Source organism: Kineococcus rubinsiae (assembly GCF_011839805.1).
Lineage (GTDB): Bacteria > Actinomycetota > Actinomycetes > Actinomycetales > Kineococcaceae > Kineococcus > Kineococcus rubinsiae.
In genome coordinates, this window is record NZ_VWPY01000026.1 from 12,733 (window position 1) to 37,177 (window position 24,445).

Annotated in this window: 24 protein-coding genes; 12 read left to right on the top strand and 12 right to left on the bottom strand. The window is 74.3% G+C overall.

Annotated elements, in window-relative coordinates; genetic code table 11:
• Positions 1 to 33: 33 nt before the first annotated feature.
• Entirely contained in the window at positions 34 to 951 is a 918-nt protein-coding gene (locus tag F1544_RS13375; protein WP_208971833.1) for a MurR/RpiR family transcriptional regulator, read from the bottom strand.
• 238 nt (positions 952 to 1,189) lie between these two features.
• On the opposite strand from F1544_RS13375, the gene F1544_RS13380 reads away from it, so the two are divergent.
• The 5 genes from F1544_RS13380 to F1544_RS13400 are packed head-to-tail and all read left to right on the top strand — an operon-like array spanning position 1,190 to position 6,313.
• Entirely contained in the window at positions 1,190 to 1,957 is a 768-nt protein-coding gene (locus F1544_RS13380) for a sugar isomerase domain-containing protein (protein WP_167586153.1), read from the top strand.
• A 36-nt stretch (positions 1,958 to 1,993) separates the two neighbouring features.
• A complete protein-coding gene (gene ngcE, locus F1544_RS13385) occupies positions 1,994 to 3,415 on the top strand; it encodes an N-acetylglucosamine/diacetylchitobiose ABC transporter substrate-binding protein (RefSeq protein ID WP_208971834.1) in 1,422 nt (473 codons plus the stop codon).
• Positions 3,416 to 4,414 (top strand): carbohydrate ABC transporter permease, encoded by a 999-nt coding sequence (locus F1544_RS13390; RefSeq protein WP_167586155.1) that lies wholly within the window; start codon positions 3,416 to 3,418, stop codon positions 4,412 to 4,414.
• Between the two features lie 2 nt (positions 4,415 to 4,416).
• Entirely contained in the window at positions 4,417 to 5,304 is an 888-nt protein-coding gene (locus tag F1544_RS13395; RefSeq protein WP_208971842.1) for a carbohydrate ABC transporter permease, read from the top strand.
• Between the two features lie 7 nt (positions 5,305 to 5,311).
• Positions 5,312 to 6,313 carry an N-acetylglucosamine kinase gene (locus F1544_RS13400; RefSeq protein ID WP_167586157.1) on the top strand — a complete coding sequence of 334 codons (1,002 nt, stop codon included), beginning with the start codon at positions 5,312 to 5,314 and terminating at the stop codon, positions 6,311 to 6,313.
• A gap of 7 nt (positions 6,314 to 6,320) precedes the next feature.
• Here F1544_RS13400 and F1544_RS13405 read toward each other — a convergent pair whose 3' ends face one another.
• The 6 genes from F1544_RS13405 to F1544_RS13430 form a co-directional block, all read right to left on the bottom strand.
• On the bottom strand, positions 6,321 to 7,583 hold the full coding sequence (locus tag F1544_RS13405; protein WP_167586159.1) for a cell division protein PerM: 1,263 nt from the start codon (positions 7,581 to 7,583) through the stop codon (positions 6,321 to 6,323).
• A gap of 86 nt (positions 7,584 to 7,669) precedes the next feature.
• A complete protein-coding gene (locus tag F1544_RS13410; RefSeq protein WP_167586161.1) occupies positions 7,670 to 8,266 on the bottom strand; it encodes a carboxymuconolactone decarboxylase family protein in 597 nt (198 codons plus the stop codon).
• Positions 8,267 to 8,508: 242 nt separating this feature from the next.
• On the bottom strand, positions 8,509 to 9,408 hold the full coding sequence (gene sucD / locus F1544_RS13415) for a succinate--CoA ligase subunit alpha (protein WP_167586163.1): 900 nt from the start codon (positions 9,406 to 9,408) through the stop codon (positions 8,509 to 8,511).
• A 3-nt stretch (positions 9,409 to 9,411) separates the two neighbouring features.
• A complete protein-coding gene (sucC, locus tag F1544_RS13420; protein WP_167586165.1) occupies positions 9,412 to 10,587 on the bottom strand; it encodes an ADP-forming succinate--CoA ligase subunit beta in 1,176 nt (391 codons plus the stop codon).
• A gap of 246 nt (positions 10,588 to 10,833) precedes the next feature.
• Positions 10,834 to 12,168: an SGNH/GDSL hydrolase family protein gene (locus F1544_RS13425; protein WP_167586167.1), complete on the bottom strand. Its 1,335-nt coding sequence runs from the start codon at positions 12,166 to 12,168 to the stop codon at positions 10,834 to 10,836.
• Positions 12,169 to 12,427: 259 nt separating this feature from the next.
• Positions 12,428 to 13,267: a polysaccharide deacetylase family protein gene (locus F1544_RS13430; protein ID WP_167586169.1), complete on the bottom strand. Its 840-nt coding sequence runs from the start codon at positions 13,265 to 13,267 to the stop codon at positions 12,428 to 12,430.
• 172 nt (positions 13,268 to 13,439) lie between these two features.
• Here F1544_RS13430 and F1544_RS13435 point away from each other — a divergent pair, with 172 nt between their 5' ends.
• Together F1544_RS13435 and F1544_RS13440 are read left to right on the top strand one after the other, a co-directional pair.
• Entirely contained in the window at positions 13,440 to 13,700 is a 261-nt protein-coding gene (locus tag F1544_RS13435) for a helix-turn-helix transcriptional regulator (protein WP_167586171.1), read from the top strand.
• Positions 13,697 to 14,209: a hypothetical protein gene (locus F1544_RS13440; RefSeq protein WP_167586173.1), complete on the top strand. Its 513-nt coding sequence runs from the start codon at positions 13,697 to 13,699 to the stop codon at positions 14,207 to 14,209. Before F1544_RS13435 ends, F1544_RS13440 begins: the two co-directional genes overlap by 4 nt.
• Before the next feature lie 21 nt (positions 14,210 to 14,230).
• On the opposite strand, the gene F1544_RS13445 is transcribed toward F1544_RS13440, so the two are convergent.
• Entirely contained in the window at positions 14,231 to 15,079 is an 849-nt protein-coding gene (locus F1544_RS13445; protein WP_167586175.1) for a helix-turn-helix domain-containing protein, read from the bottom strand.
• A gap of 181 nt (positions 15,080 to 15,260) precedes the next feature.
• On the opposite strand from F1544_RS13445, the gene F1544_RS13450 reads away from it, so the two are divergent.
• The 4 genes from F1544_RS13450 (at position 15,261) to F1544_RS13465 (ending at position 18,369) form a co-directional block, all read left to right on the top strand.
• Positions 15,261 to 16,097, top strand: coding sequence for a phytanoyl-CoA dioxygenase family protein (locus F1544_RS13450; protein ID WP_167586227.1), 837 nt, complete (start codon positions 15,261 to 15,263; stop codon positions 16,095 to 16,097).
• 133 nt (positions 16,098 to 16,230) lie between these two features.
• Positions 16,231 to 16,503 (top strand): hypothetical protein, encoded by a 273-nt coding sequence (locus tag F1544_RS13455; protein ID WP_167586229.1) that lies wholly within the window; start codon positions 16,231 to 16,233, stop codon positions 16,501 to 16,503.
• A 79-nt stretch (positions 16,504 to 16,582) separates the two neighbouring features.
• Positions 16,583 to 16,855 carry a hypothetical protein gene (locus F1544_RS13460; protein WP_167586177.1) on the top strand — a complete coding sequence of 91 codons (273 nt, stop codon included), beginning with the start codon at positions 16,583 to 16,585 and terminating at the stop codon, positions 16,853 to 16,855.
• Positions 16,852 to 18,369: a hypothetical protein gene (locus tag F1544_RS13465; protein ID WP_167586179.1), complete on the top strand. Its 1,518-nt coding sequence runs from the start codon at positions 16,852 to 16,854 to the stop codon at positions 18,367 to 18,369. The genes F1544_RS13460 and F1544_RS13465 overlap by 4 nt, the downstream gene beginning before the upstream one ends.
• Before the next feature lie 48 nt (positions 18,370 to 18,417).
• Here the strand turns inward: F1544_RS13465 and F1544_RS26895 are convergent, their stop codons facing one another.
• On the bottom strand, positions 18,418 to 18,525 hold the full coding sequence (locus F1544_RS26895) for an MFS transporter small subunit (RefSeq protein ID WP_444546807.1): 108 nt from the start codon (positions 18,523 to 18,525) through the stop codon (positions 18,418 to 18,420).
• On the bottom strand, positions 18,522 to 19,922 hold the full coding sequence (locus F1544_RS13470; RefSeq protein ID WP_167586181.1) for an OFA family MFS transporter: 1,401 nt from the start codon (positions 19,920 to 19,922) through the stop codon (positions 18,522 to 18,524). The genes F1544_RS26895 and F1544_RS13470 overlap by 4 nt, the downstream gene beginning before the upstream one ends.
• A gap of 120 nt (positions 19,923 to 20,042) precedes the next feature.
• Here F1544_RS13470 and F1544_RS13475 point away from each other — a divergent pair, with 120 nt between their 5' ends.
• Positions 20,043 to 20,774: a GNAT family N-acetyltransferase gene (locus F1544_RS13475; protein ID WP_167586183.1), complete on the top strand. Its 732-nt coding sequence runs from the start codon at positions 20,043 to 20,045 to the stop codon at positions 20,772 to 20,774.
• 61 nt (positions 20,775 to 20,835) lie between these two features.
• Here F1544_RS13475 and F1544_RS13480 read toward each other — a convergent pair whose 3' ends face one another.
• Both F1544_RS13480 and pcrA read right to left on the bottom strand, forming a co-directional pair.
• Positions 20,836 to 21,846 carry an aldo/keto reductase family protein gene (locus F1544_RS13480; protein ID WP_167586185.1) on the bottom strand — a complete coding sequence of 337 codons (1,011 nt, stop codon included), beginning with the start codon at positions 21,844 to 21,846 and terminating at the stop codon, positions 20,836 to 20,838.
• Between the two features lie 73 nt (positions 21,847 to 21,919).
• Positions 21,920 to 24,319 (bottom strand): DNA helicase PcrA, encoded by a 2,400-nt coding sequence (pcrA, locus tag F1544_RS13485; RefSeq protein WP_167586187.1) that lies wholly within the window; start codon positions 24,317 to 24,319, stop codon positions 21,920 to 21,922.
• Positions 24,320 to 24,445: the final 126 nt, after the last annotated feature.

Sequence of the window (24,445 nt, forward strand, 5' to 3'; positions counted from 1 at the left end):
GGGGCGCAGCCGCCCGACCGGAGCCGGGGGCCCTCAGCCGCGGCGCCGGCGCTGGGCCCGGCCGCCCGCGACGACGTGGTCGAGCGGGATGTGCTCGGTGAGCCGGCGCGCCGCGGTGGCCCGGCCGTGGGTCAGCTGCGCGACCCGCACGTAGAGGCAGTCGACGATGAGCAGCTGCGAGTGCCGGCTGGCCATGGGGCCGTCGCGGAACCCCGTCGACGACCCCGTCACGGTGAGGCTCACGTCGGCCAGCATCGCCAGCGGCGAGCCCGGGTCGCGGCTGAGCGCGATGGTCGTCGCGCCGCGCCGCCCCGCCGTCTCGAGAGGTTCGCAGACCTCGCGCGTCGAGCCCGAGTCGGAGATGCCGATGGCGACGTCGGCGGCCGTCAGCAGCGCGGCGGAGGTGGTGGCGGCGTGCACCTCGCTCCAGCTGCGGGCCGTGCACCCGATGCTGAACAGCCGCATCTCCGCGTCGGCGGCCATCGTGGAGCTGCCGCCCACGCCGTAGACGTCGATGCGGCCGGCGCGGGCGATCGCCTGCGCCGCGCGCTCGAGGGCGCGGTGGTCCAGGGAGCGGACGGTCTCCTGCAGCGCGCGGATGTCGGCCGAGCTGACGACGGCGACGACGCGGTCGAGGTCGTCGCCCTGGAGGATCTCCCCGCCCAGCGGGGAACCGCCCAGGAACGAGTCGCGGGCCCGGCGGCCGTGCTCGCGGACGAACTCGAGCACCAGCGACTGGTAGCCGTCCAGGCCCAGCGCCTGGCAGAACCGCGTGACGGCCGCCTGCGAGGAACCCGCGCGGCGGGCGAGCTCCGCCGCGGAGCACTCCTCGACGAGCCCGGGCTCGGCCAGCACCAGGTCGGCGACCCGGCGCAGGGACGGCGACAGCGCCGGCCGCACCCGCTCGATGAGCTGGACCGGGTCCTCCTCGCGCACGTGCACCTGCGTCACGACGCCCACCTCCGGTTCGTCCCGCGACTGCGCCCCGCGCCACGACCACCGGGCCGGGAGCCGGATGAGGCGCCCCGCCACATGACGCTCCGGTTACAGAAGCCTGAAGTCCTTGACACGGCATCCGGAGACTTGAATGCTTCATCCACCACCACGCTAGAGCGTGAATGAGCGCAACGCAACGACCACGCAGGGGCTGCTCCGCAGGCGCCCCGGTGACCACGTCTGGAGGATTCCCGTGACCGGTTCCGCACCGCACTTCCAGGCGTTCCAGGGGGAGGTCGCGCGCCGGCTGGCCGACATCACCGACGACGCCTCGGCCGGCGGCCTGGACGAGGCCGTCCGGCTGCTGACGGACTGCGTCGCCGCAGGCGGGGTCGTGCACGCCTTCGGCACCGGGCACTCCGAGGCGTTCGCCATGGAGATGGCCGGGCGCGCCGGCGGGCTCATCCCGACCAACAAGATCGCCCTGCGCGACGCCGTCCTCGTCGGCTCCCACGAGCTGCGCGAGCTGTTCGGCGAGCCGCCGCTGGAGCGCGACCCGGACATCGCCGCGGACCTGTTCGCGACGGTCGAGCGCGAGGAGCACGACGTCTTCGTCATCGCCTCGAACTCCGGCGTCAACGGCTCGATCGTCGGTCTCGCCCTGCTGGCCAAGGAGCACGGGCACCCCGTCATCGCCGTGACCAGCCTGCTGCACACGGCGGCCGTGCCGGCCCTGCACCCCAGCGGGCTGCGGCTCAGCGAGGTCGCCGACGTGGTGCTCGACAACCGGGCCCCGCTGGGCGACGCGACCCTGGACTCGATCGGGGACGTGACCGTGGGCGCCGTCTCCTCCATCACCTCCGCCTACCTGGCGCAGCTGCTGACCATCGCCACCACCGCGGCCCTCACGGCCGCCGGGGCCGAGGCCCCGCTGTACGTCTCCGCCAACGTGCCCGGCGGCCACGACCGCAACCTCGGGTTCGAGGCCCGCTACGGGACCCGCATCCGTCGTTCCGCCTGACCCGTCCCTGCTGAACCGATCGAAACGAGGAGAACCGTGAGCCGCGAGACCGAGATCGTCCCCACCGCCGTCGCCCGCCGTCGCTTCCTGCGACTGGCGACCTTCGGCGTCGCCCTGCCCGTCGGCCTCTCGGCCTGCGCGGCGGGCGGCAGCTCCTCCGGCGACGCGTCGTCGGCCCCGCCGGCCGGAGAGGTGAGCGAGGACAACCCCTTCGGTGTCGCGAAGGACTCCACCGTCGACGCCGTCATCTTCGACGGCGGCTACGGCACCGACTACGTCACCTTCGCCTCGGCCGCGTACACCGCCGCCCACGGCGGCGAGGTGAAGGTCACCCCGTCCACCCAGATCTCGCAGCAGATGCAGCCGCGCTTCGTCGGCGGCAACCCGCCGGACCTGCTCGACAACTCCGGGGCGAACCTCATCGGCCTGGCCACGATCGCCGCGCAGCTCACGGACCTCACGTCGCTGGTCGACGCCAAGAACCTCGAGGGCACCGTCATCAAGGACTCCCTGTACCCGGGGATGCTCGCCGACGACATGTACGACGGCAAGATGGTGCAGCTGAACTACGTCCTCACCGTCTACGGCCTCTGGTACTCCAAGACGCTCTTCGACGCCAACGGCTGGACCCCGCCGACCACGTGGGCCGAGGCGCTCGCACTGGGCGAGAAGGTCAAGGCCGCCGGCAAGTACCTCTTCTGCTGGGGCAAGGAGGCGGCCACGTACTACCTGACGCTGGCCATCGACTCCGCCATCAAGGAGGGCGGCGACGACGTCCGCAAGGCCCTGGGCAACCTCGAGGCCGACTGCTGGAGCCTGCCCGCCGTGCAGGCCGTCCTGACCGCCATGGGCACGGCCGTCTCCTCCGGCTACTTCCGCCCGGGCGGCGCCGGCACGCAGTTCACCGCGGCGCAGGCGCAGTGGAGCCAGGCCCAGGAGGCCGTGCTCTACCCCTCGGGCTCGTGGATCGAGAACGAGATGAAGGACCAGACGGCCGCCGACTTCCAGATGACCGGCATCCCCGCCCCGGCGGCCACCGCGTCGGCCTCCAAGCCCGCCGAGGCCCTGCACGCCAGCGCCGGTGAGCCCTTCGTCGTGCCGAGCAAGGCGAAGAACGCCGCCGGCGGCCTCGAGACGCTGCGCATCATGCTGTCGAAGGAGGCGGCGACGAACTTCGCCAAGACCAAGCTGTCCTCGACCATCGTCAAGGACACCGTGCCCTCCGACGCGTTCGGCTCCACGGCGCTGGCCTCGCAGGTGGCCATGCTGGACAAGGCCGGCGAGGACTCGTTCACGCACAACTTCGTCGACATCTACGGTCTGAACACCGACATGCTCGTCGTCTGGAACAGCTTCCTGTCCGGCGAGCTGGACGTCGCGGGCCTCACCTCGGGCATGCAGGACATCACCGACAAGGTGCGCGAGGACGACTCCGTGGTGAAGGTCTCGGTGAGCTGATTGACGATCATCGGCGCCGCCCCCGCGACGGGGCGCCGGAAGACGCCCCCGGTCCGGGGGCGGCGACGCTGGACCTTCGACCGGATCAGCCTGTTCGTCGTGTTCCTCGTCCTGCCCTTCCTCGGGTACCTGACCCTCGTCATCTACCCGTTCCTGCAGGCGGCGTACTACTCGCTGACGTCGTGGTCGGGCTTCACCGCCACCCAGGACTTCATCGGGCTGGACAACTACACCCGGCTGCTGGGGGACGCCACGTTCCTCAAGGCCGTCGGCAACAGCCTCACCCTGCTGGTCGTCGTCCCGCTGCTGACGCTCGTCCTGAGCTTCGCGCTGGCCTGCCTGGTGACCTTCGGCGGCTCGTCGACGGGCGGGGTGCGGGGGCTGCGCGGCTCCAGCTTCTACCGCGTCGTGTCCTTCTTCCCCTACATCGTCCCCGCCATCGCCACGGGCATCATCTTCGCGGCCGTGTACGACCCCAGCGCGGGGCTGCTCAACGGCATCCTCACGTCGCTGGGGTTCGGCAGCGCGGAGGACTACCCGTGGCTCGGTGACGCGTCCACCGCGATGGCGGCCACCGTCGCCGTCATCGTCTGGACCTTCGTCGGCTTCTACACGGTGCTCTTCGTCGCGGCCATCAAGGGCATCCCCGCGGAGCTCTTCGAGGCGGCCCGCCTCGACGGCGCGGGCCGCTTCCGCACCGCCGTGTCCATCGCCGCCCCGAGCATGACCGGGGCGCTGCGCAGCGCCTACATCTACCTGGGCATCTTCGCGCTCGACGCGTTCGTCTTCGTGTCCGTGCTCAACCCCGGAGGCGGGCCGCAGAACTCCACGCTCGTCATCACCCAGCAGATCTACTCGACGGCCTTCCGCCAGGGCCGGTTCGGCCTGGCGTGCGCCATGGGCGTGCTGCTGGCGGTCATCACGTTCGTCTTCGTGGGGATCGTCTTCGCGGTCGGCAAGCTCCTCGGCAGAGAGAAGAAGGCGGAGGTCCTGCGGTGACCCTGACCACGACGCCCACGGCCCCGGCCGCCGGCACCCCCGCGCCCGAGCGCCGGTCACCCCCGGCCGAGCGGGCCGTCAGCGCGACGTCGCACACGGTCCTCAGCATCTGGACGGTCGTCATCGCCGTGCCGCTGCTGTGGACGCTCATGTCGAGCTTCAAGACCTCGCGGGAGATCTTCGCCTCCCCGTTCTCGCTGCCCGAGACGTGGCGGTGGCAGAACTACGCCGACGCGTGGACGACGGCGGGGATCGGCAAGTACTTCCTCAACTCGGTCGTCGTCGTCGCCTGCGCGCTGGTCATCACCATGCTGACGGCCGCCATGAGCGCCTACGTCCTGTCGCGCTTCGACTTCCCCGGGCGCAGCCTCATCCGCAACCTCATCCTGGCCGGGCTGACCTTCCCGATCTTCCTGGCCGTGGTGCCGCTGTTCTTCGTCCTGCAGCAGCTGGGCGTGCTCAACACCCTGCCCGGGCTGATCATGGCCTACTCGGCCTACGCCTACCCGTTCACGGTCTTCTTCCTGCTCAGCTTCTTCGAGGAGCTGCCGGCGGAGATCGCCGAGGCGGCGTCCATCGACGGGGCCAGCGAGTGGCGCACCTTCTTCCAGGTGATGCTGCCCATGGCCCGCCCCGGCATGGCCTCGGTGGCGATCCTCAACCTCGTCGGGCTGTGGAACCAGTACCTGCTGCCGGTGGTGCTCAACACGGTCCCCGACAAGTTCGTGCTGACCCAGGGCCTGGCCTCCTTCTCCTCCCAGGCCGGGTACAACGTCAACTTCGGGGCGCTGTTCGCGGCCGCGGTGATGACGATCCTGCCCGTCCTGGTCGTCTACGTGATCTTCCAGCGCCGCCTGCAGGGCTCGGTGGCGGCGGGCAGCCTGAAGTGAGGCGGGGGTGAGCGATCACCTCCTCGCCCTCGACGCCGGCGGCACGAGCACCCGGGCCGTCGTGCTCGACGCCGACGGCACCTGCCGCGGCTGCGGGCGCGCCGGCCCGGGCAACCCCACCTCCGCCGGGACGGCGACGGCCCTGGCCTCCCTGGCCGGCGCCGCCCGCGACGCCCTCGCCCAGGCGGGCCTCGGCACCGCGGACGTCGGCGGGGTCGTCGTCGCGCTGGCCGGGGGCGAGGGGCCGCTGCCCGTGGCCGAGCTCGGCGCCGCGGTCGGCTACACCGGCCCCGCCGCGCGCCTGCGCCGCGTCGGCGACCTGCTCGCCATGTACTCCTCCGGCACGGCCGAGGCCGCCGGGGCCGGGCTCGTCTCGGGCACCGGATCGGTCGCCGGGCGCATCGCCGACGGCGACCTGCTGCGCGTCGTGGGGGGCAGCGGCTGGCTGCTCGGCGACGCGGGCTCCGGCTACTGGACCGGCCTGCACGTGGTGCGCGCCGTCGTGGCCCACCTCGACGGGTCCGGCCCGCCGACCGCGCTGACCGCCGCCGTCCTCGCCGCGGAGGGCGTGGTGCCCGGCGAGGAGGCGCGGTACGGCCGCCCCGAGCACCTGCACCGGCTCCTCGACGCGCTCTACGCGCGGCCGCCCCTGCTGCTGTCGCGCTTCGCGCCGGCGGCGTTCGCCGCGGCCGCGGGCCCCGACCCGGACCCCGTCGCCGCCGGCCTCGTCGAGCAGGCCGGCGACGCGGTCGCGGCCCTGCTGCGGGCCCTGCGCCTGGAGCCGGGAACCACCCTCGTGGCGGGCGGCAGCACCTGGCGGCGCGGGCTCACGGGGGCGGGTGTGCCGCGCTCGGCCGCGCTCACCGAGGCGCTCACCGGGCTGCGGCTGCGGGCGGCCGACGACGGCCTGCTCGGTGCGGCCGTGCTCGCCCTGCGCCTGGACGGGCCGGTGCCGGAGACGACGTACGAGCGCGTGCGCTCGACGCTGGCCGCGCTGCGCGCCGCCTGAGGAGCGCCTACTCCCCGCCGCGCTCCGGCCGGTCGCCACCGAGGAAGCTGCGCCCGGCCGCACCGGGAGGCAGCCGCACGTCGACGGTCTGGCCCCGCAGGCGCCGCACCCCGCGGGCGATCAGGACGGCGAGGAGACCACCGGCGGCGACCTCACCGGCGACCGCGAGCGCCGTGAGCACGGGCGCCGGGCCGAGGTCGGCCATCCGGCCGGACCCGGCGGCCCCGCTCGCCGCGGCCGCCAGGAGGAGCACGAGGACCCCGGCCCCGGCGGCGGTGAGCACCGCCGTGCCGCAGCGGTGCAGCAGCCCGTCGGTGCGGGGCGTGCGCCGCGTCTCCAGGAGGGTGACCCCGGCGCCGACGAGCACGGGCAGCAGCACCACGGCCAGCGCGGCCACCGGGTTGACGCCCGGCGTGGGCAGCGCGCCCAGCACGGGGATGGTCGGCAGGGTCGCCAGCGACGTGCCGCCCGGGGCGACCGAGGTGCCGACCCCCACGGCGAAGCCCGCGCCGCTGATCCAGGCGAGGGCCCACACCGCGAGCGTCGGCAGCAGCAGCGCCTGTCCCGCGGTCAGCAGGACCCCGCCGAGCAGGCCCGGCTCGAGCGCGCGGTGCAGCAGCAGGACGTCGTCGTGGTGGACGGCCAGCGCGGCGAGGACGGCGAGCGAGCCGAGGGCGACGAGCACGGCGGTCGCCGAGACGGCCGGGCGCAGGGCCGCCGCGACCCACGGCGGCAGCGCGGCGGGCAGCCCGCCGCGGTGCGCCCACGCCCCGGCCGCGGCACCCAGTCCCCCGACGACGGCGCCCCCGGCGAGCGCGGCGAGCGGCGAGGGGGCGGCGACGGAGCTGCGGGACAGGAGGGCGACGAGCAGCGCGAGCACCCCGTAGGCGCCGGCGAAGGTGCCCACCCCGCGCCAGAACGGCACGCCCCGCTCGTTCTCCCGCTGGTCGCGCACCCAGAAGCGCACGGCCCGGCGCCCGGCGAGCACCGACAGCACCGTGACGCCCAGCGGCACCACGCTGACCGGGGTGGTCCCGACGACGGCGAGCGGGCTGCCCTGGCCGAGCAGCCACACGTCCGCGCCGACCCGCACGACGGCGGCCATCGACGACGTCGAGCGGACGGCGGCGATCCAGCCGACGACCGCCGCGACGAGCAGCGGGACGAGGACGAGGAGGACCGCGCGCACGGCGGCGGTCAGCAGCGGCAGCAGGTCCGCGGCCGTCACGTCGGAGCGGTCGCGGGAGGGGCGGTCGAGGAGTTCGGACATCCCCGCCATGCTCCCGCGCCCGCCTCCCCGGACGGCGGACCGACGCGCCGCCCCCGGACGCCGCGGGCGGCGGTCGCGCCTCGGTCTCAGGGCGCGACGGGGCGGCCGACCACCATGCTGCGGAGCTGGTCCGGCGGGAACGTCTGCGCCGTCCGCGCGTCCAGCTGCGCCCCGAGGCCGTCGAGCACGGTCGTGAAGAAGCTGCGGGCCGCGACGGCGCAGACGACGTCGGCGACGTCGGCGACGTCGGCGTCCGAGAGACCGGCGGCGTGCAGCTCCTCGACGTCGCGCTCCTGCACGGAGGCCGCGTCGGTCGCGACCTTCGTGGCGAAGCGGTACACCGCGCGGTCCTGCGGCTCCAGCGAGGCACCGCTCGGGTCGCGGTCCAGCGCCGCCAGGGTGGTGTCGTCACCGCAGACGTCCCGCAGGAACGTCGAGTGCGCCACGGTGCAGTACGTCGAGCGCCGGGCGCGGGCGGCGGCGATCGTGACGACCTCGAAGCGCCGGCGGTCCATCCCCTCCCGCACGGTCGCGTTGAGCGCCTGCCAGGCCGCGGCCACGTCGGGCCGCGTGGAGAACGCGGCGGCGTAGTTCGGCAGGAACCCCCAGGCCGCTCGCTGGGTCCGGTACCAGTCGGCGAGCGGCCCCTCGGCCACCGCCTCGTCCACGCCGGGCACGAACATGCGATCACCCTCGTCTCAGCCGGGCGTGGTGGCGCCGTCGCCGGTCCGCTCCCCGGAACTCGGACGGTACTCCCGCGCACGGCCGGCCCACCGCCCCCCGGAGCGCCGACGACGAGACCCCCGGCGGAGGACTCCCCCCACGACGGAGCCCGCCGGCCGGGCCGGGTGTGCCGGCCCGGACCCGGCGGGCCCGTGGTGGTGCGGTCGATCAGGTGCTGCGGTCGATCAGGTGCTGCGGTGGCTCAGAGGGACTGGACGAGCTCCCGGGCCAGGCGCGCGGTCTCGCTCGGCGTCTTGCCGACCTTCACCCCGGCCGCCTCGAGGGCGTCCTTCTTGGCCTGGGCGGTCCCGGCCGAGCCGGAGACGATGGCGCCCGCGTGGCCCATGGTCTTGCCCTCGGGCGCGGTGAAGCCGGCGACGTAGCCGACGACCGGCTTGGTGATGTGCTCCTCGATGTACTTCGCGGCGCGCTCCTCGGCGTCGCCGCCGATCTCCCCGATCATGACGATGACGTCGGTCTCGGGGTCGTCCTGGAACGCCTGCAGCGCGTCGATGTGGGTCGTCCCGATGACCGGGTCGCCCCCGATGCCGACGGCCGAGGAGAAGCCGATGTCGGCCAGCTCGTACATCATCTGGTAGGTCAGCGTGCCCGACTTCGAGACCAGCCCGATGCGCCCGGGCGGGGTGATGTCGGCCGGGATGATGCCCGCGTTCGACTTGCCGGGGCTGATGAGCCCGGGGCAGTTCGGGCCGATGAGGCGCGAGGTGCCCTTGGCCGCGGCGTGCGCGTAGAACTCCGCGGAGTCGTGCACCGGGACGCCCTCGGTGATGACGACGACGAGCGGGGTGTCCGCGTCGATCGCCTCCATGACGGCGCCCTTGGTGAACTTGGCGGGCACGAAGATCACGGTGACGTCGGCGCCGGTGGCCTCGCGGGCCTCGCCGACCGAGCCGAAGACGGGGACCGCGACGGGCGAGCCGTCGGCGCCGGTGAAGTCGACGCTCTGGCCGCCCTTGCCGGGGGTCACGCCGCCGACGATCTTCGTGCCGGAGGTCAGCATCCGCTGGGTGTGCTTGCGCCCCTCGGAGCCCGTCATCCCCTGCACGAGGACCTTGCTGTCAGAGGTCAGGAAGATCGCCACGGATCAGGCCTTTCCGGTCGCTGCGAGCTCGGCGGCCTTGTCGGCCGCGCCGTCCATGGTGTCGACCACGGTGACGAGGGGGTGCGCGGCCTCGGCGAGGATGCGGCGGCCCTCCTCGACGTTGTTGCCGTCCAGGCGGACCACGAGCGGCTTGGTCGCCTCGTCGCCGAGGATGCCCAGCGCCGAGACGATGCCCTTGGCGACCTCGTCGCACGCGGTGATGCCGCCGAAGACGTTGACGAACACGCTCTTCACCTGGGCGTCGTTGAGGATCACGTCGAGGCCGTTGGCCATGACCTGCGCCGAGGCGCCGCCGCCGATGTCGAGGAAGTTGGCGGGCTTGACCCCGCCGTGGGCCTCGCCGGCGTAGGCGACGACGTCGAGGGTCGACATGACCAGCCCGGCGCCGTTGCCGATGATGCCGACCTCGCCGTCGAGCTTGACGTAGTTCAGGCCCATCTCCTTGGCCTTGGCCTCCAGCGGGTCCGCCGCGGCGGCGTCGACCAGCTCGAGGTGGGCCGGGTGCCGGAAGTCGGCGTTCTCGTCGAGGGTGACCTTGCCGTCGAGCGCGACGATCGAACCGTCCTCGGTGCGCACCAGCGGGTTCACCTCGACCAGCGTCGCGTCCTCGGCGACGAAGACCGTCCACAGCTTCTGGATCGCGTCGGCGACCTGCTCGCGCAGCTCGGGCGCGAAGCCCGCGGTCTCGACGATCTCGGCGGCCTTCGCGGCGTCGATGCCGGTGAGGGCGTCGACGGCGACGCGGGCCAGCGCCTCGGGGCGCTCCACCGCGAGCTGCTCGATCTCCATGCCGCCCTCGACGCTGGCCATGGCCAGGTAGGTGCGGTTGGAGCGGTCCAGCAGGACGGAGAAGTAGAACTCCTCGGCGATCTTCGCGCCCTCGGCGATCATCACCTGGTGGACCGTGTGGCCCTTGATGTCCATGCCGAGGATCTCGCCGGCCTTCTCGGCCGCCTCCTCGGGTGAGTGGGCGAGCTTCACGCCGCCCGCCTTGCCGCGTCCGCCGACCTTCACCTGGGCCTTGACGACGACCGTGCCGCCGCCCATGGCCTCGGCCGCGGCGCGGGCCTCCTCGGAGGTGGTCGCGACCCTCCCGTCCAGCACGGGCACTCCGTGCGCTGCGAACAGGTCGCGCGCCTGGTACTCGAAGAGGTCCACCAGCGATCCTCGTCTTCCTCGTCGTCGGGGTCGGGTGCCAGGCGTGGCGCCAGGCCGCACCCGGGCGTCCAGCACCCTAGACCCGCCCCGCGGGGCATTGCCCCTCAGCCCGGACGCGGTGGCCCGCCACCCCCGGCCGTCGCACCGCGCGCCGCCACCCCGGTCGAGGTGGCGGCGCACGGTCGGAGCCGGGGCGGAGACGGCGGGCGGGAACGAGGTGCGGCGACCCGGTGGGAGGACGAGGTGTCAGGGCCGGCCCTGCGCCCCCTGGGCGTCGCGCACCAGGCGGTCGACGTCGATCGCGGCCGCCATCGCCTCGTACCCGGCGTCGCTGGGGTGCAGGTGGTCACCGCTGTCGTAGGTGGGCAGCAGCCGGTCGGGGTGGGCGGGGTCGCGCAGCGCCACATCCAGGTCGAACACCGCGTCGAAGGCACCCGACGTGCGGATCCACGCGTTGAGCCGCTGGCGCTCGGCCTCGCCGGCGGGGGTCCCGTAGTCCGCGCCGTAGACGGCGTTCGACCCGCCGAACGGCACGAGGGTGGCGCCGTAGACGCGCAGCCCCGCCGCGCGGGCCTGCGCGATGATCTGCTGGTCCGCCTGGATCAGGTCCTCGGCCCGCGCGGCCTCGGCCCCGATGTCGTTGATGCCCTCCACGAGGATCACCGAGCGCGCCCCGGCCTGCGCGAGGACGTCGCGGGGCAGCCGGCCGGCGGCCGAGACGCCGAACAGCTCGGGGACGCGGTTGCGCAGCAGCTCGTTGCCCCCGATCCCCGCGTTGGAGACGGCCAGGGTGGGCCCGCGCCGCGCGTCGAGGCGGCGGGCGAGGAAGTCGGGGTAGCGGGCGTCGGCGTCGATGCTGGACTGGTCGCCGTCGGTGATGGAGTCCCCCAGCGCGACGACGGTGCCCACCACCCGGCGGGCGGCCTCCACGTCGACGCCGGAGGCGAACATCCAGCACGTGACGGGTGTCGTGAACGCGGCCGGGGTCCGGTCGGCGGAGTGGTCGCCGGCCGCCAGGTAGTTCGTCTCCCGGGAGTTGTTGTGCTGGGTGGCCGGGCCGGTGGCCTCGGGGAGGTAGACGCTGACCGCGAGGCGCTGCAGCGCCTGCACGCTCAGGTCGACGGGGTCGCTGAGCGCCTCGCCCCCGGCCGGCACCAGGACGGAGGCGCTGCCCGAGAACCGCAGCGGGCGCACCGTGCCCCGCACGGCCTCGGCGCCGCGGGCGGAGAGGGCGACGGACGCGGAACCCACGCGCAGCGGGGCGGCCCCGAAGGCGTTGGAGACCCGGACCCGCACGCGGTCGCCGTCGACGCTGACGGGGACGACGTCCCGCACCGTCTGGTCCGCCAGGCCCGTGTCGGCGGGGCAGCTCGCGGGGTCGAACGTGCCGCCGGCGGTGGGACTGCCCTGCCACCCGGAGACCCAGTTCCCGGTGGCCCGGTGGCGGCCGTGACCCGCCGTCCCCGAGTCCCCGGTGGAGTTCGCGGCCGCAGCGGCGCCGGTCCCGGCGGCGACGAGCGACGCGGTGAGCAGGGCAGCAGTGGCGATCGCGGAACGCGGGTTCCGGCCGGGACGAGTCATGTCCACCTCCGTTGGCAGATCCGGCCGTCCGGCCGGTGGACCCGGATGCTTCCCCGAACCCGGGCCGCTGTCCAGCCGAGTTCCAGGGAACGCGGAACTCGGCACCCGGGCCCGCCGCGGCCCGCGAACCGCCGCCGGGCAGGCGGGAACCCGGTAACCGCCGGCGGCCGGTCCCCGGAACTCCCGCCCTTCCGACGCGGCGTCCACGCCCGCACGATCACGCCCGCAAGAGCAGATCCGCGCGATCAGGTCTGCACGATCAGTTCTGGGCCGCCGGGTCCACGACGACGTAGGGCTCCGGCGGGAGCTGCCCGCGACTGGTCTCCGTCAGCGGCAGGTACGGCACGGGGTTGATGACCTCGGGGACCGGCGCCCGGGTTCCGCGGTAGCGGGCGCGCACGACCTCCCCCTCGGCGTCGAGCTGCCCGAAGCAGTACCCCTGCGCCCGGGCCCGGTCGATCACCTGCGGCAGGGCGGCCTCGTCCGCGGCGCCCGCGGCCGAGTCGATCGGGCCGTCGTGCATGAGGACGACCAGGCCGGGGCGCAGCGCCTGCACGATCGTGTCCCGCACCTCCTCGCTGGTCGTCGCGACGTCCCAGTCGACCGCGACGACGTCCCAGGTGACGAACGCGTAGCCCTCGGCCGTGAACGCGCTCTCGACGGCCGGATCGGTGGCGCCGAACGGCGGGCGCACGAGCCGGAAGGGCAGCGGGGCCCCGGCGCGGGCCAGCACCTGCTCCGTGCGCGCGAGCTGCGAGCGGACCTCCTCGGCGGTCAGGGTGGTGAGCCGCGGGTGGTCCCAGGTGTGGTTGAGCACGAGGTGCCCCTCGCGCGCCTCGAACCCCGCGAACTGCGGGTTGGCCGCCACCCGCACGCCGACGTCGAAGAACGTCGCGGGGACCTGCTTCTCCCGCAGCGTCTCGAGCGTCTGCGTCCGGTAGGAGCTGGGGCCGTCGTCGAACGTCAGGGCGATCCACTGCCGGCAGCCCCCCGGGTGGGGGTGGCCGGGCCGGGAACCTCCCTGCGCGGAACCCGCCGTCATCGACAGGGCCAGCGGTACTGCGAGCGCCGCAGCGGCCAGCCTCCGGGAGATGCGCATGGTCGTCCTCCTCACGTCGTCGTGCGAGCGCGCTCACGTCGTCGTGAGGGCGCGCGGAACGTACTGCGCGTCACGCCCGGCGGCCACCCGGTGACGGGGAGATCGCCGACCCGCCTCGCCCGCCGTGTCTGGTTCCCTTGACATCGTGTCCGGTAGCCTTGACACTCGGGGCATGGGAAGAACCTCCGCAGCGGGACGCGCGAACCGCGTCCGGGCGGCCCGGTCGGCCCTGGGGCTCACCCAGGCCGAGCTCGCGGCCGCCGTCGACGTCACCCGCCAGACCGTGGTGGCCGTCGAGGCAGGGAACTACGCCCCGTCCGTCTACCTCGCCCTCGCCGTGGCCGCCCACCTGGGCCGCAGCGTCGAGGAGCTGTTCGGCCACGACCCCGCGGCCCCGTCCGGCCGCTCCCACGACACGGAGGTGCACTCGTGAAGCACGAGGACGACATCCACGACGTCGACGTCGACGACGTGCAGGACGACTGGTTCCTGCGCGCGGCCGCCCGCGTCGGTGACCTGACGAGCCCCTTCTACCGGGAGGAGCGGCAGCGCGACGTCTGGAACGAGGCGTCCGCGGTCGGTCTGCAGCTCATGCTCTGGCTGGGCCTGGCCGCCTCGACCGCCATGGTCTGGATCGGCGGGCAGGAGTCGCTGCCGTACGCGATCACCCTGTTCTGCCTCGTCGGGGCGGTCAGCTGGGTGAGCCTCGTCTACGCCCGCAGGCTGGGCGTGGCCGTCGAGGCGCCGGCCCGGGTCCTCACCCCGCGGCTGGTCCCCTACCTGCTGCTCCTCGCGGCGTTCCTCGCCGGCGTGGTGCGGGCCGCCCCGGACGACGGGTTCCCCGGCGGGTTCGCCTACGGCGCGGCCGGGGGCGCCGCGCTGGCCGTCGTCGTGCTGGTCGTCAGCGGGGCGCGCACCCGCCGCCGCGACGCCGCCGCCTGACTCCTGCTCCCCCGCAAGGGCTCACACCCCGGCCCGCAGGCCGCGCGGCGAGGAGCCGGTGACCGCGCGGCAGGTCTTGTTGAACGCCTGCAGGTCCGGGATGCCCACAGACGCCGCGACCGCGCTGATGGACATCGTGCTGCTGGTCAGCAGGTGGCGAGCGTGCTCGACGCGCCGGCGGCGCAGGTACCCGACCACGGTCTCGCCCGTGCGGGCGGAGAACACCCGCGTGAGGTGGCCGGGCGAGACCCCGACGGCCGCCGCCACGTCCCGCACGGTGAGCGGCTCGGCGAGGCGCCGCTCGATCACCGACACCGTCGCGGCCACGTAGTCCGGGACCCGGTGGACGTCCGGCACCCGGTCCGGGCGACCGGCCGGGTCGGCGGGCGCGGCCTCGACCCGGTCGGCGAGGCGCAGCAGCACCGTCCAGACGTCCGCGCGGGTCCGCTCGGGACGCGCGACGGCCGAGGCGACCGCCGACTCCATCAGCTCCGTGATCCGGGGCAGGTCGGCGCCCGGGTGCATGAGGACCGACAACCGCGACGCCGCGGCCCGACTGTCCGCGGCGGGCAGGCGGGGCGCCCGCAGGTGGGCGTAGAGGTGCTGCGAGGGACCGTGGTAGCGGTAGCGGATCAGCGACGCGGGCGGCACGAGCGTGACGCAGCCCGGCGTGATGGCGTGCGGGGTCCCGTCCACCTCGAGGTCCGCCGCGTAGCCGTACAGGTGCAGCGACCACAGCTGCGGCAGCTGGAAGACGTCCTCCGAGCGCAGCACGCCGTGGGTGCCCCGGCCCTGGTTGACCACCTCGGGGGGTTGCGAGACGTCGAGCGCCACCGCGGCGGGCCGCGCGGGCACCGGTCGGGCCGTCATGCAGGTTTTCTACCAGTGCCTGCGCGCCTGCGACCACGACAGGCGGGGTTCCGGCGCGCCACGGTGGCGGGGAAGGACTGCGGCGTCCGGGCCCCGGACGCCACCCGCAGGCCGAGGCGAGGACAGGAGCAGGCCCGTGACGACCCTGGTCGACCGCAAGAACCTCATGACGTCCGTGGAGATGGCGCACTTCGTCTCCCACGGCAGCTTCGCGCTGGAGGCCGTCGTCCCGGCGGCCGTGAACGAGCGCGCCGTGGAGGTCCTCGACGCGGGGATCCCGCGACACCCGTACGGCACCCCGCTGGACACCGCGTTCCCGCCGGGATCCTTCGTGCGCGAGCTGATCTCCCTGCCCGCCGTGGCCGGGGCGATCCAGAGCCTCGTGGGCCCGGACCCGGCGATCGACCACCACGCCGTGCACGTGCGGCCGCCGCGCGGCGGCGAGGCGCAGAACATGCACGGCGACGCGATCCTCGACACGCGCACGACGGCGTTCGACGTCCAGCTCATGTACTACCCCCGCGACGTGACCCTCGACCAGGGCGGCACGCTGAGCGTCCCCGGCACGCACCTGCGCCGGATCAACCAGACCGGGATCGGCCGCTACCAGAACCTCGCGGGCCAGACGCGGCTGACGTGCCCGGCGGGCACCGTGGTGTTCCTGCACCACGGCATCTGGCACGGCGGGCGCCGCAACGACTCCGACGTCCCCCGCTACATGTTCAAGATCCGGTTCAACCCGACCGTGCGGCAGCTGCGGCTGTGGAACACCGACGACATCGACTCCCCCGGCGTCCGGGAGGAGCTGCGGGCCTCCTTCGGGTGGACCGACGCGAACGAGGGGCGCCTGGAGCTCGTGAACCGCGCGAAGCTCTGGCGCACGCTGACGGGCGACGCGGAGTTCGACATCGACTACTACCTCACCCGCGAGACGCTGTCCCCGCAGTTCATCGCCCCCGGCGCCACCGACGTCCGGCTGGGCTCGCACGCGCCGTCCGACGGCTGGGGCGTCGCGTGAGCACCACCGCGCCCCGAGACCGCACCCCCCACCGCAGAACCCCGTCCCCGGGAGGGCACGCATGACCACCACCGGCACCCGTCCCGCCCTCGGCGTCGACGAGTCCTTCGCGACGCCGTCCGCGACGCCGCACCTGCGCCAGCAGGTCCTCGTGCTCTACCTGGGCACGTCCGCGCTGGACTCGACCGTCATCGGCTGGACCCGCTACGACGGCACGGGCCGCTCCCACCCGACGACGGGCGACAGCGACACCCCGCCCTACGAGACCGGCCTGGCGGCGCTGCTGGACGGCTGGCGGCTGCTGCAGATGTCGCAGCTGCACCCGCACACCACGGGCGAGGAGTACGAGACCTCCTACCTGCCCTACGAGTTCCTCTTCGAGCGCCTCGTGGACGTCACGGCCTGAACAGCGGGTCACCGCCTGACCGGCGCAGTCCCACCGCCCTCACCCGTAACACCCGGGGGCGGTGGGACGACGTCGGGAGGTGAGCGCACCACCCCTCGACACCGGCCTCGCGGCCGCCCTGACCCGCACCGGCCGCCGGCCGTGGTGGGCGCACGCCACCCTGCCCCTCGTGAGCCTGGTGGTCGTCGTCGCCGCGGTCCTGGACGCGCCTGCCGACGCCTGCACCGCGGCCGTACCCTGCACGCCCGACGCGGGGTGGAACGCGGCGCTCGGGCTGCTGATCGCGGGCGCCTGCCTGACGGCCCTGTCCGGGCCGTCGCGCTGGCCGCGACGCTGCTCGGGGGCCTCGTGACCATCGGGTGGGACACGGGCACCGGGCCCCTCGTCCCGCTGCTCCTCCTGGGGCACGTCGCGCTGCAGGCGGCGCTGGTGCTCCGCCGCGCCGCCCGCCCCGCCGACCAGCAGCGGCTGCTGGGCCCCGGAGCGCCGACCGTGGCGGTGCGCCCCGACGACCTCCCCCACCTGCCGGGGCGCGTCGGGCCGCTCGCGGTCGCCGCCCTGGCCGGCGCCGCGCTGCTGACCCTGCTGTCCGTGGGCCTGCAGGCGCACGAGGGGGCGCGGGAGCGGTCCGCGCCCGTCGTCAGCGGCACGGTGGTCGCGCACCCCGGCGACGAGGGCTTCACGCTGACCGTGGAGCTGGCCGGGAGCGGCCGGCGGGTCGACGTCGAGGTCTACGACGACGTCGACCACCCCCTCGCCTCCCGGACGGCCCTGTGGCAGTTGGGACCGGACGACTTCCGGGCCGTCGCCGAGCCCTACGACGGCTGGGGGGCGAGCACCGGCGCCGGGGTCCTCGCGGGCCTCGCGGCCGCGGCCCTGGCCGCGCGCCGGAGCGCCCGCCACCGGGCGGCGAGCTTCCGGACCCGCCCGCAGCCGCTGCTGCGCGCCCGCGCCCGCCTCCTGCCGGGGGTCGCGCTGGTCTACCCCGCCGACGGCGGGCCCGGCACACCGCCCGTCGTCGCCGTCCCCCTCGTCTGGGCCGGCCACCCCTTCGAGGAGGCCGTGGACGAGGACGACGACGAGGAAGAATTGCTCGACGACGACTGGTCCGGCGACCTGCCGGACGTCGTGGACGTCGAGGTGGCGGGCGTGCCGGCCGACGGGTCCTGGTGCACGGTGCGCCACGAAGGCGCGTGGCTGTCGCCGGCCGGCCCGGCGCTCGCGGCCGACGACGGACCACCGCTGGTGCTGCCGGAGCCGGAGGTGGACGGCCCCGTCCCGGTGGCGGACCTCGCCCCGCGCGACGTCGCGCCGCTGGACGGCCCCGTGGCCGCGGGCGGTCGCCACCACCTGCCGTGGCCGCTCGCCTGGCCGTTCGTCCTGCCGGCGCTGGTGATCAGCGCCGTCGGCCTGTCCTGGGTCGGGGACCTGACGGGCGGGTTCCTGCCGCAGCCGGTGAGCGCCGGCCTCGTCGGCCTGCTGGCCCTCGAGCTCGCCTGGCGCGGCACTCTGCGCCCGCGCGTCGGGTGGGACGACCGCGGGTTCTGGTCGCTCGGGTCGTGGGGCGGGGTCGAGGCCGACCCGTGGTCGCGGGTCCTCGCGGTGCAGGAGACCCCGCCGGGGGCCGTCACCGTCACGGTCGAGGGCCGCGACGACCTGCTGGTGAGCGCGGCGGGTCCCCGCCTGCCCACCGTGCTTCGCTGCGGCTGGCGCACGGGCCCGCAGCTGCGGGCGGTGCTGCTCCAGGCCCGCGCCGGCGCGGTCGGGCCGGACCGCGCCCCCGTGGTGCCGGACCTGCGCCGCCCCGCCGCGCTCTGGCTGGTGTGGGCGGTGGTCGTCGCCGTCGCGGTGGTCGTGCCGGGGTAGCACGACGCCGCCGCCCACCCGCGGGTTGACGGCGGCGTCGCGGGTGCCTCAGCCCGCGAAGAGCTTCGAGACCCGCGCGAGCGTCTCGATGACCCCGTAGACCAGGGGGACCCCCACCAGGGCCCACCCGAGCACGACCCGTCCGGTGCCGTTCACGCCTGACCACTCCCCTCGCGCTGCGACGTCTCCCCCACGGGTTCGTGGAACCGCTCGGCGACCGGGCGCACCAGGAGGTTGGCGACGAACCCGACGGCCAGCAGGACCACCATGGTCAGCAGGGCCGGCCGGTAGGCCTCCGCGGTGAGCCGCCCGGGCGTCCCCTCCGCGTCGAGGAACCCGTTGACGATGAGCGGCCCGACCACGCCCGCCGCGGACCACGCCGTCAGCAGCCGGCCGTGGATCGCGCCGACCTGGAACGTGCCGAACAGGTCCCGCAGGTAGGCGGGGACGGTCGCGAAACCCCCGCCGTAGAAGGACAGGATGACGACGGCGAAGAGCACGAACAGGGCCGTGCTGTTCTGCCCGAACAGCGCCAGCAGCAGGTAGGTGACCAGGCCGACGCCCAGGTAGAGCATGTAGATCGGCTTGCGGCCGATGACGTCGGACGTGGAGGACCACACGAAGCGGCCGGCCATGTTGGCCATCGACAGCAGCCCGACGAAACCCCCGGCCGCGGCCACGGCGATGCTCGACGTGCCGTCCGCGCCGCGGAAGAAGTCCTGGATCATCGGGGACGCCTGCTCGAGGATGCCGATGCCCGCCGTGACGTTGCAGAACAGCACGACCCACAGCAGGTAGAACTGCGGCGTGCGGATCGCGTTGCGCGCCGAGACGCTCGCGGTCGTCACGAGGGCCTTCGACGTCACCGACGCCGGGTCGAAGCCGTCCGGCTTCCAGCCGGGCGCGGGCACGCGGATCGTCGCGGCGCCGTAGCTCATGAACAGGCCGTAGAGGACGGCGAACGTGAGGAACAGCAGCGCCACCGCGGACCCCGTCGGGACGCTGCCCGCGACGGAGGAGTCGTAGGCCGGGTCGTACACGCCGAGCAGCCGCGTCGAGAGCGGGCTCGCGACCAGGGCGCCGCCGCCGAAACCCATGATGGCCATGCCGGTGGCCAGGCCCGGCCGGTCGGGGAACCACTTGATGAGCGTCGAGACGGGCGAGATGTACCCGATGCCCAGGCCGATCCCGCCGACCACGCCGTAGCCGAGGTACAGCAGCCAGAGCTGGCCGGTGGCGATGCCGAGGGAACCGATGAGGAACCCGCTGACCCAGAAGACCGCCGCGGTCGCCATGGCCTTGCGGGGGCCGCTGCGGTCGACCCACGTCCCGCACACGGCCGCGGACAGCCCGAGCATGACGATGGCGATGGAGAACACCACGCCGATCGAGGTGTTCGTCGCGTCGAAGTGCTTGACGAGGGCGTTCTTGTACACGCTCGTCGCGTAGACCTGCCCGATGCACAGGTGCACCGCCAGGGCCGCGGGCGGGATGGTCCACCGGTTGAACCCCGGTGGGGCGATCGTGCGTTCGCGGTCGAGGACCGAGGCCACCTGCTGCTCCTTCGCTGGACGTCGTCGTCGCGGATCACCGTAGCCGCGCCCCGGCGGCCCGGCGCGGCCAGACGATCACCACCACCCGGGTGGCCGTCCGGCCCCTGGCAGGATCGCCGCGTGACGACCGCTCCCCCTTCCGGCTCCGACGACCCCGGACTGGACAACCCCGTGTGGGCCTCCCTCGGTGCGGCGCACGCGCACCTCGCCGAGCTCGCGGGGCCGGCCGCGCGCTACCCCGCCGACGTGTCGCCGTTCGCCGGGCTGGCCGACCCCGCCGACCCGGCCGGCTGGGCGGGGCTCGCGGCGCTGGCCGGCCCGGCGGCGACCGTGGTGCTCGTCGGGCTCCCCGGGCCGCCGCCCGCCGGGTGGACGACGACGCGGCCCATCCCGGGCGTCCAGATGGTCGCGGCGCCCGGGTTCGGGTCGCCGGCGTCCGGGCCGGCCCGTCCCGGCGACCCCGCGGTCGTGGAGCTGGGCGAGGCGGACGTCCCCGCGATGCTCGACCTGGTGGAGCGCACGCGGCCCGGGCCCTTCGGCGCGCGCACGCGCCTGCTCGGGACCTACCTGGGCATCCGCGAGCAGGGCCGGCTGGTGGCCATGGCCGGGGAGCGCCTGCACCCGCCGGGGGCCACGGAGATCAGCGCCGTCTGCACCGATCCGTCGGTGCGCGGGCGCGGGTACGCCTCGCACCTGCTGCGCGCCGTCGCGGCCGGGATCCGGGCGCGGGGCGAGACGCCGTTCCTGCACGCGGCCGCGGACAACACCTCCGCGATCCGGCTCTACTCCGCGCTGGGGTTCCACCTGCGCCGCGAGACCACCTTCACGGTCCTGCAGAGCCCGTCCGCCTGACGCTCGCGGACCGACGACGACGGGCCCGCCCCCCTGGGGGGACGGGCCCGTCGTCTGCGGCTCAGACCTCGCGGGTCTTCGGCGAGCTCTCGAGCGTCTTCGCCGGGTCGCGCTCCACGACGCCACCGAGGACGTCGTCGATGCGCCCCAGGGTCTCCGCGTTCAGGCGCACACCGGCGGCCCGGACGTTGTCGTGCACCTGCTCGGGGCGGCTCGCGCCGATGATGGCGGTCGCCACGTTGTCGTTGGCCAGCACCCAGGCGATGGCGAGCTGGGCCATGGACAGGCCGAGCTCCTTGGCGATGGGCTTCAGCGCCTGCACGCGGGTCAGGACGTCGTCGTCCATGAACCGCTTGATCATGCTGGCGCCGCCCTTCTCGTCCGTGGCGCGCGAGCCGGCGGGCAGCTCCCCGCCCGGCACGTACTTGCCGGTCAGGACGCCCTGGGCGATGGGCGACCACACGACCTGGGAGATGCCCAGCTCGCGCGAGGTCGGCACGACCTCGCCCTCGATGACGCGCCACAGCATCGAGTACTGCGGCTGGTTGGAGATGAGCTGGATCCCCAGCTCCTTCGCGAGCGCGTGGCCGGCCCGCAGCTGGTCGGCCGTCCACTCGCTGACGCCGACGTAGAGGACCTTGCCCTGGCGGACGAGGTCCGCGAAGGTCTGGAAGGTCTCCTCCAGCGGCGTCTCGTAGTCGAAGCGGTGCGCCTGGTACAGGTCGACGTAGTCGGTGCCGAGGCGGCGCAGCGACCCGTTGATCGACTCGGTGATGTGCTTGCGGGACAGGCCCGTGTCGTTGTGCCCCTTGGGACCGGTCGGCCCGAAGACCTTGGTGAGGATCTCCAGCGACTCGCGGCGCTGACCCTTCAGCGCCTGGCCGAGGACGGTCTCGGCCTTCGTGTTGGCGTAGACGTCAGCGGTGTCGAAGGTGGAGATCCCGTCGTCCAGCGCGGCGCGCACGCACGCGATCGCGGCGTCGTTCTCCACCTGCGAGCCGTGCGTCAGCCAGTTGCCGTAGGTGATCTCGGAGATCTTGAGGCCCGAGGCCCCGAGGTAGCGGAAGTCCATGGGCCCCATCCAACTCCCTCCGGCGGCTCCCGGCGAGAGGGGACCCCCAGACGTCAGACGACTCGCGCCCCGTTCAGAGCTTCGTGACGGGGGCGTAGCGCAGCAGCAGCCGCTTGACGCCCTCGGTGCGGAAGTCGACGTGGGCGACGGTCTTGTCCCCCTCGCCCTCGATCCGCACCACGGTGCCCATGCCGAACGAGTCGTGCGTGACGCGGTCGCCCGGGGCCAGGGCGATGACGGGCCGGTTGCCCGGCGAGCGCACGCCGGGCCGCTGCGACAGCCGTGCGCCCGCGGACGGCGCCGAGACCGGCGCGAAGCCGGAGGCGGCACCGCGCTTCCAGTCCACGAGGTCCGGCGGCACGTCGTCGAGGAAGCGGCTGGCCGGGCTCTGCTGCGGCGCCCCCCACGCGCTGCGGGTCGTCGCGCGCGAGAGGTACAGGCGCTCGCGCGCCCGGGTCAGGCCCACGTAGGCCAGGCGCCGCTCCTCGGCGAGCTGGTCGGGGTCGGCCAGGGACCGCAGGTGGGGGAACGTGCCGTCCTCCATCCCGGTCAGGAACACGACCGGGAACTCCAGGCCCTTGGCGGTGTGCAGCGTCATGAGCGTGACGACGCCCTGCGCCTCGGCCTCCGCGTCGGGGATCTGGTCGGAGTCGGCGACCAGCGAGACGCGCTCGAGGAAGTCGGTCAGCGTCCCCTCGGGGTCGGTCTCCGCGAACTCCTCGGCGACGGCGACCAGCTCGGAGAGGTTCTCGACGCGGCTCTCGTCCTGCGGGTCGTGGCTCGCGCGCAGCTCGGCCAGGTAGCCGGTCTGCTCGAGCACCGCCTCCAGGACCGTCGCCGGCGCCGCCCCGGACTCCGCCAGCGTGCGCAGGTCGGAGACGAGGGTGGTGAACCCCTTGATCGCCGTCAGCGACCGGGTGACGAGGCCGTAGGCCTCCTCGGCGCGCTCCAGCGCCTGGGCGAAGCTGACCTTCTCCCGCTCCGCGAGCACGACGATCGCCGCCTCGGCGCGCTCGCCGATGCCGCGCTTGGGGACGTTCAGCACGCGCCGCAGGTTCACGGTGTCGTCGGGGTTCGCCAGCAGCCGGAGGTAGGCCATGGCGTCCTTGACCTCGCGGCGCTCGTAGAACCGCGTGCCGCCGACGATCTTGTAGGGCAGGCCCGTGCGGACGAAGACCTCCTCCAGCGCCCGCGACTGCGCGTTCGTCCGGTAGAACACCGCGACGTCGGAGTACTTCAGCTGCCCCGCGTCGTGCAGGCGGTCGACCTCCTCCGCGACGAACGCGGCCTCGTCGTGCTCGTCGTCGGCGACGTAGCCGACGATCTGCTCGCCGGCCCCCGCGGCCGTCCAGAGGTTCTTCGCCCGGCGGTCCTCGTTGTGCTTGATGACCTCGTTGGCCGCCGAGAGGATCGTCTGGGTCGAGCGGTAGTTCTGCTCCAGCAGCACGGTGCGCGCGTCGGGGTAGTCCTTCTCGAACTCCGCGATGTTGCGGATCGTCGCGCCGCGGAACGCGTAGATCGACTGGTCGGCGTCGCCGACCACGGTGAGCTCGGCCGGCGGCACGGCGATGCGCGAGCCCTCGCGCACGACGCTGCCGTCGGCGGCCGTGAGCCCCGAGCGCGCGGCCTCCTCGCTGACCGACCCGCCGACGAGCTCGCGCACCAGGACGTACTGCGCGTGGTTGGTGTCCTGGTACTCGTCGACCAGCACGTGGCGGAACCGGCGGCGGTAGTGCTCCGCGACGTCCGGGAACGCCTGCAGCAGGTGCACGGTCGACATGATCAGGTCGTCGAAGTCGAGGGCGTTGGCCTGCCGCAGCCGCGCCTGGTAGAGCCGGTAGGCCGCCGCGAGCCTGCGCTCGGTCTCGTTGCCCTGCTCGGAGTGGGCCCGGTCGAAGTACGTCTCCTCGTCGACCAGCTCGTTCTTGAGGTTGCTGACCATGGCCGACATGCCCCGCGGGGCGTGCTTCTTCGGGTCCAGGTCGAGCTCGCGGCCGACGAGCGCCATGAGGCGCTGCGAGTCGGCCGAGTCGTAGATCGAGAACGACGTGCGCAGCCCCAGCTGGGCGGCCTGGGCGCGCAGGATCCGCACGCAGGCGGAGTGGAAGGTCGAGACCCACATGCTCCGGCCGCCGTGGCCGATGTGCTCGCCCGTGAGCGCCGCGACCCGGTCGCGCATCTCCGCGGCGGCCTTGTTGGTGAAGGTGATCGCGAGGATCTGCCCGGGCGTCGCGCCGCGCTCGGCGAGCAGGTAGGCGATGCGGTGCGTCAGCACGCGGGTCTTGCCGGAGCCGGCCCCGGCGACGATGAGCAGGGGCGAGCCGGCGTGCACGACGGCCTCGCGCTGCTGCGGGTTCAGCCCCTCGAGCAGGGACGCCGCGTCCGGGCCGCGGCGGGTGGGCCGGGAGGGGGACGCGGGCGCGCCGGAGGTGCCGGGTCCACCCAGCGGGAGGTCGTCGAAGAGTGTGCTCATCGTGGTCCCAGGGTAGGCCGCGGGGACGACACCGGCCGCCGCGCGGCCCCGGGCGCGGCGCGGTTCACTGGTGTCCCGGGCCGCCCGCGCTCCGCGGGAGGGTCCCACCGCGCGCGCCCGGGTGGA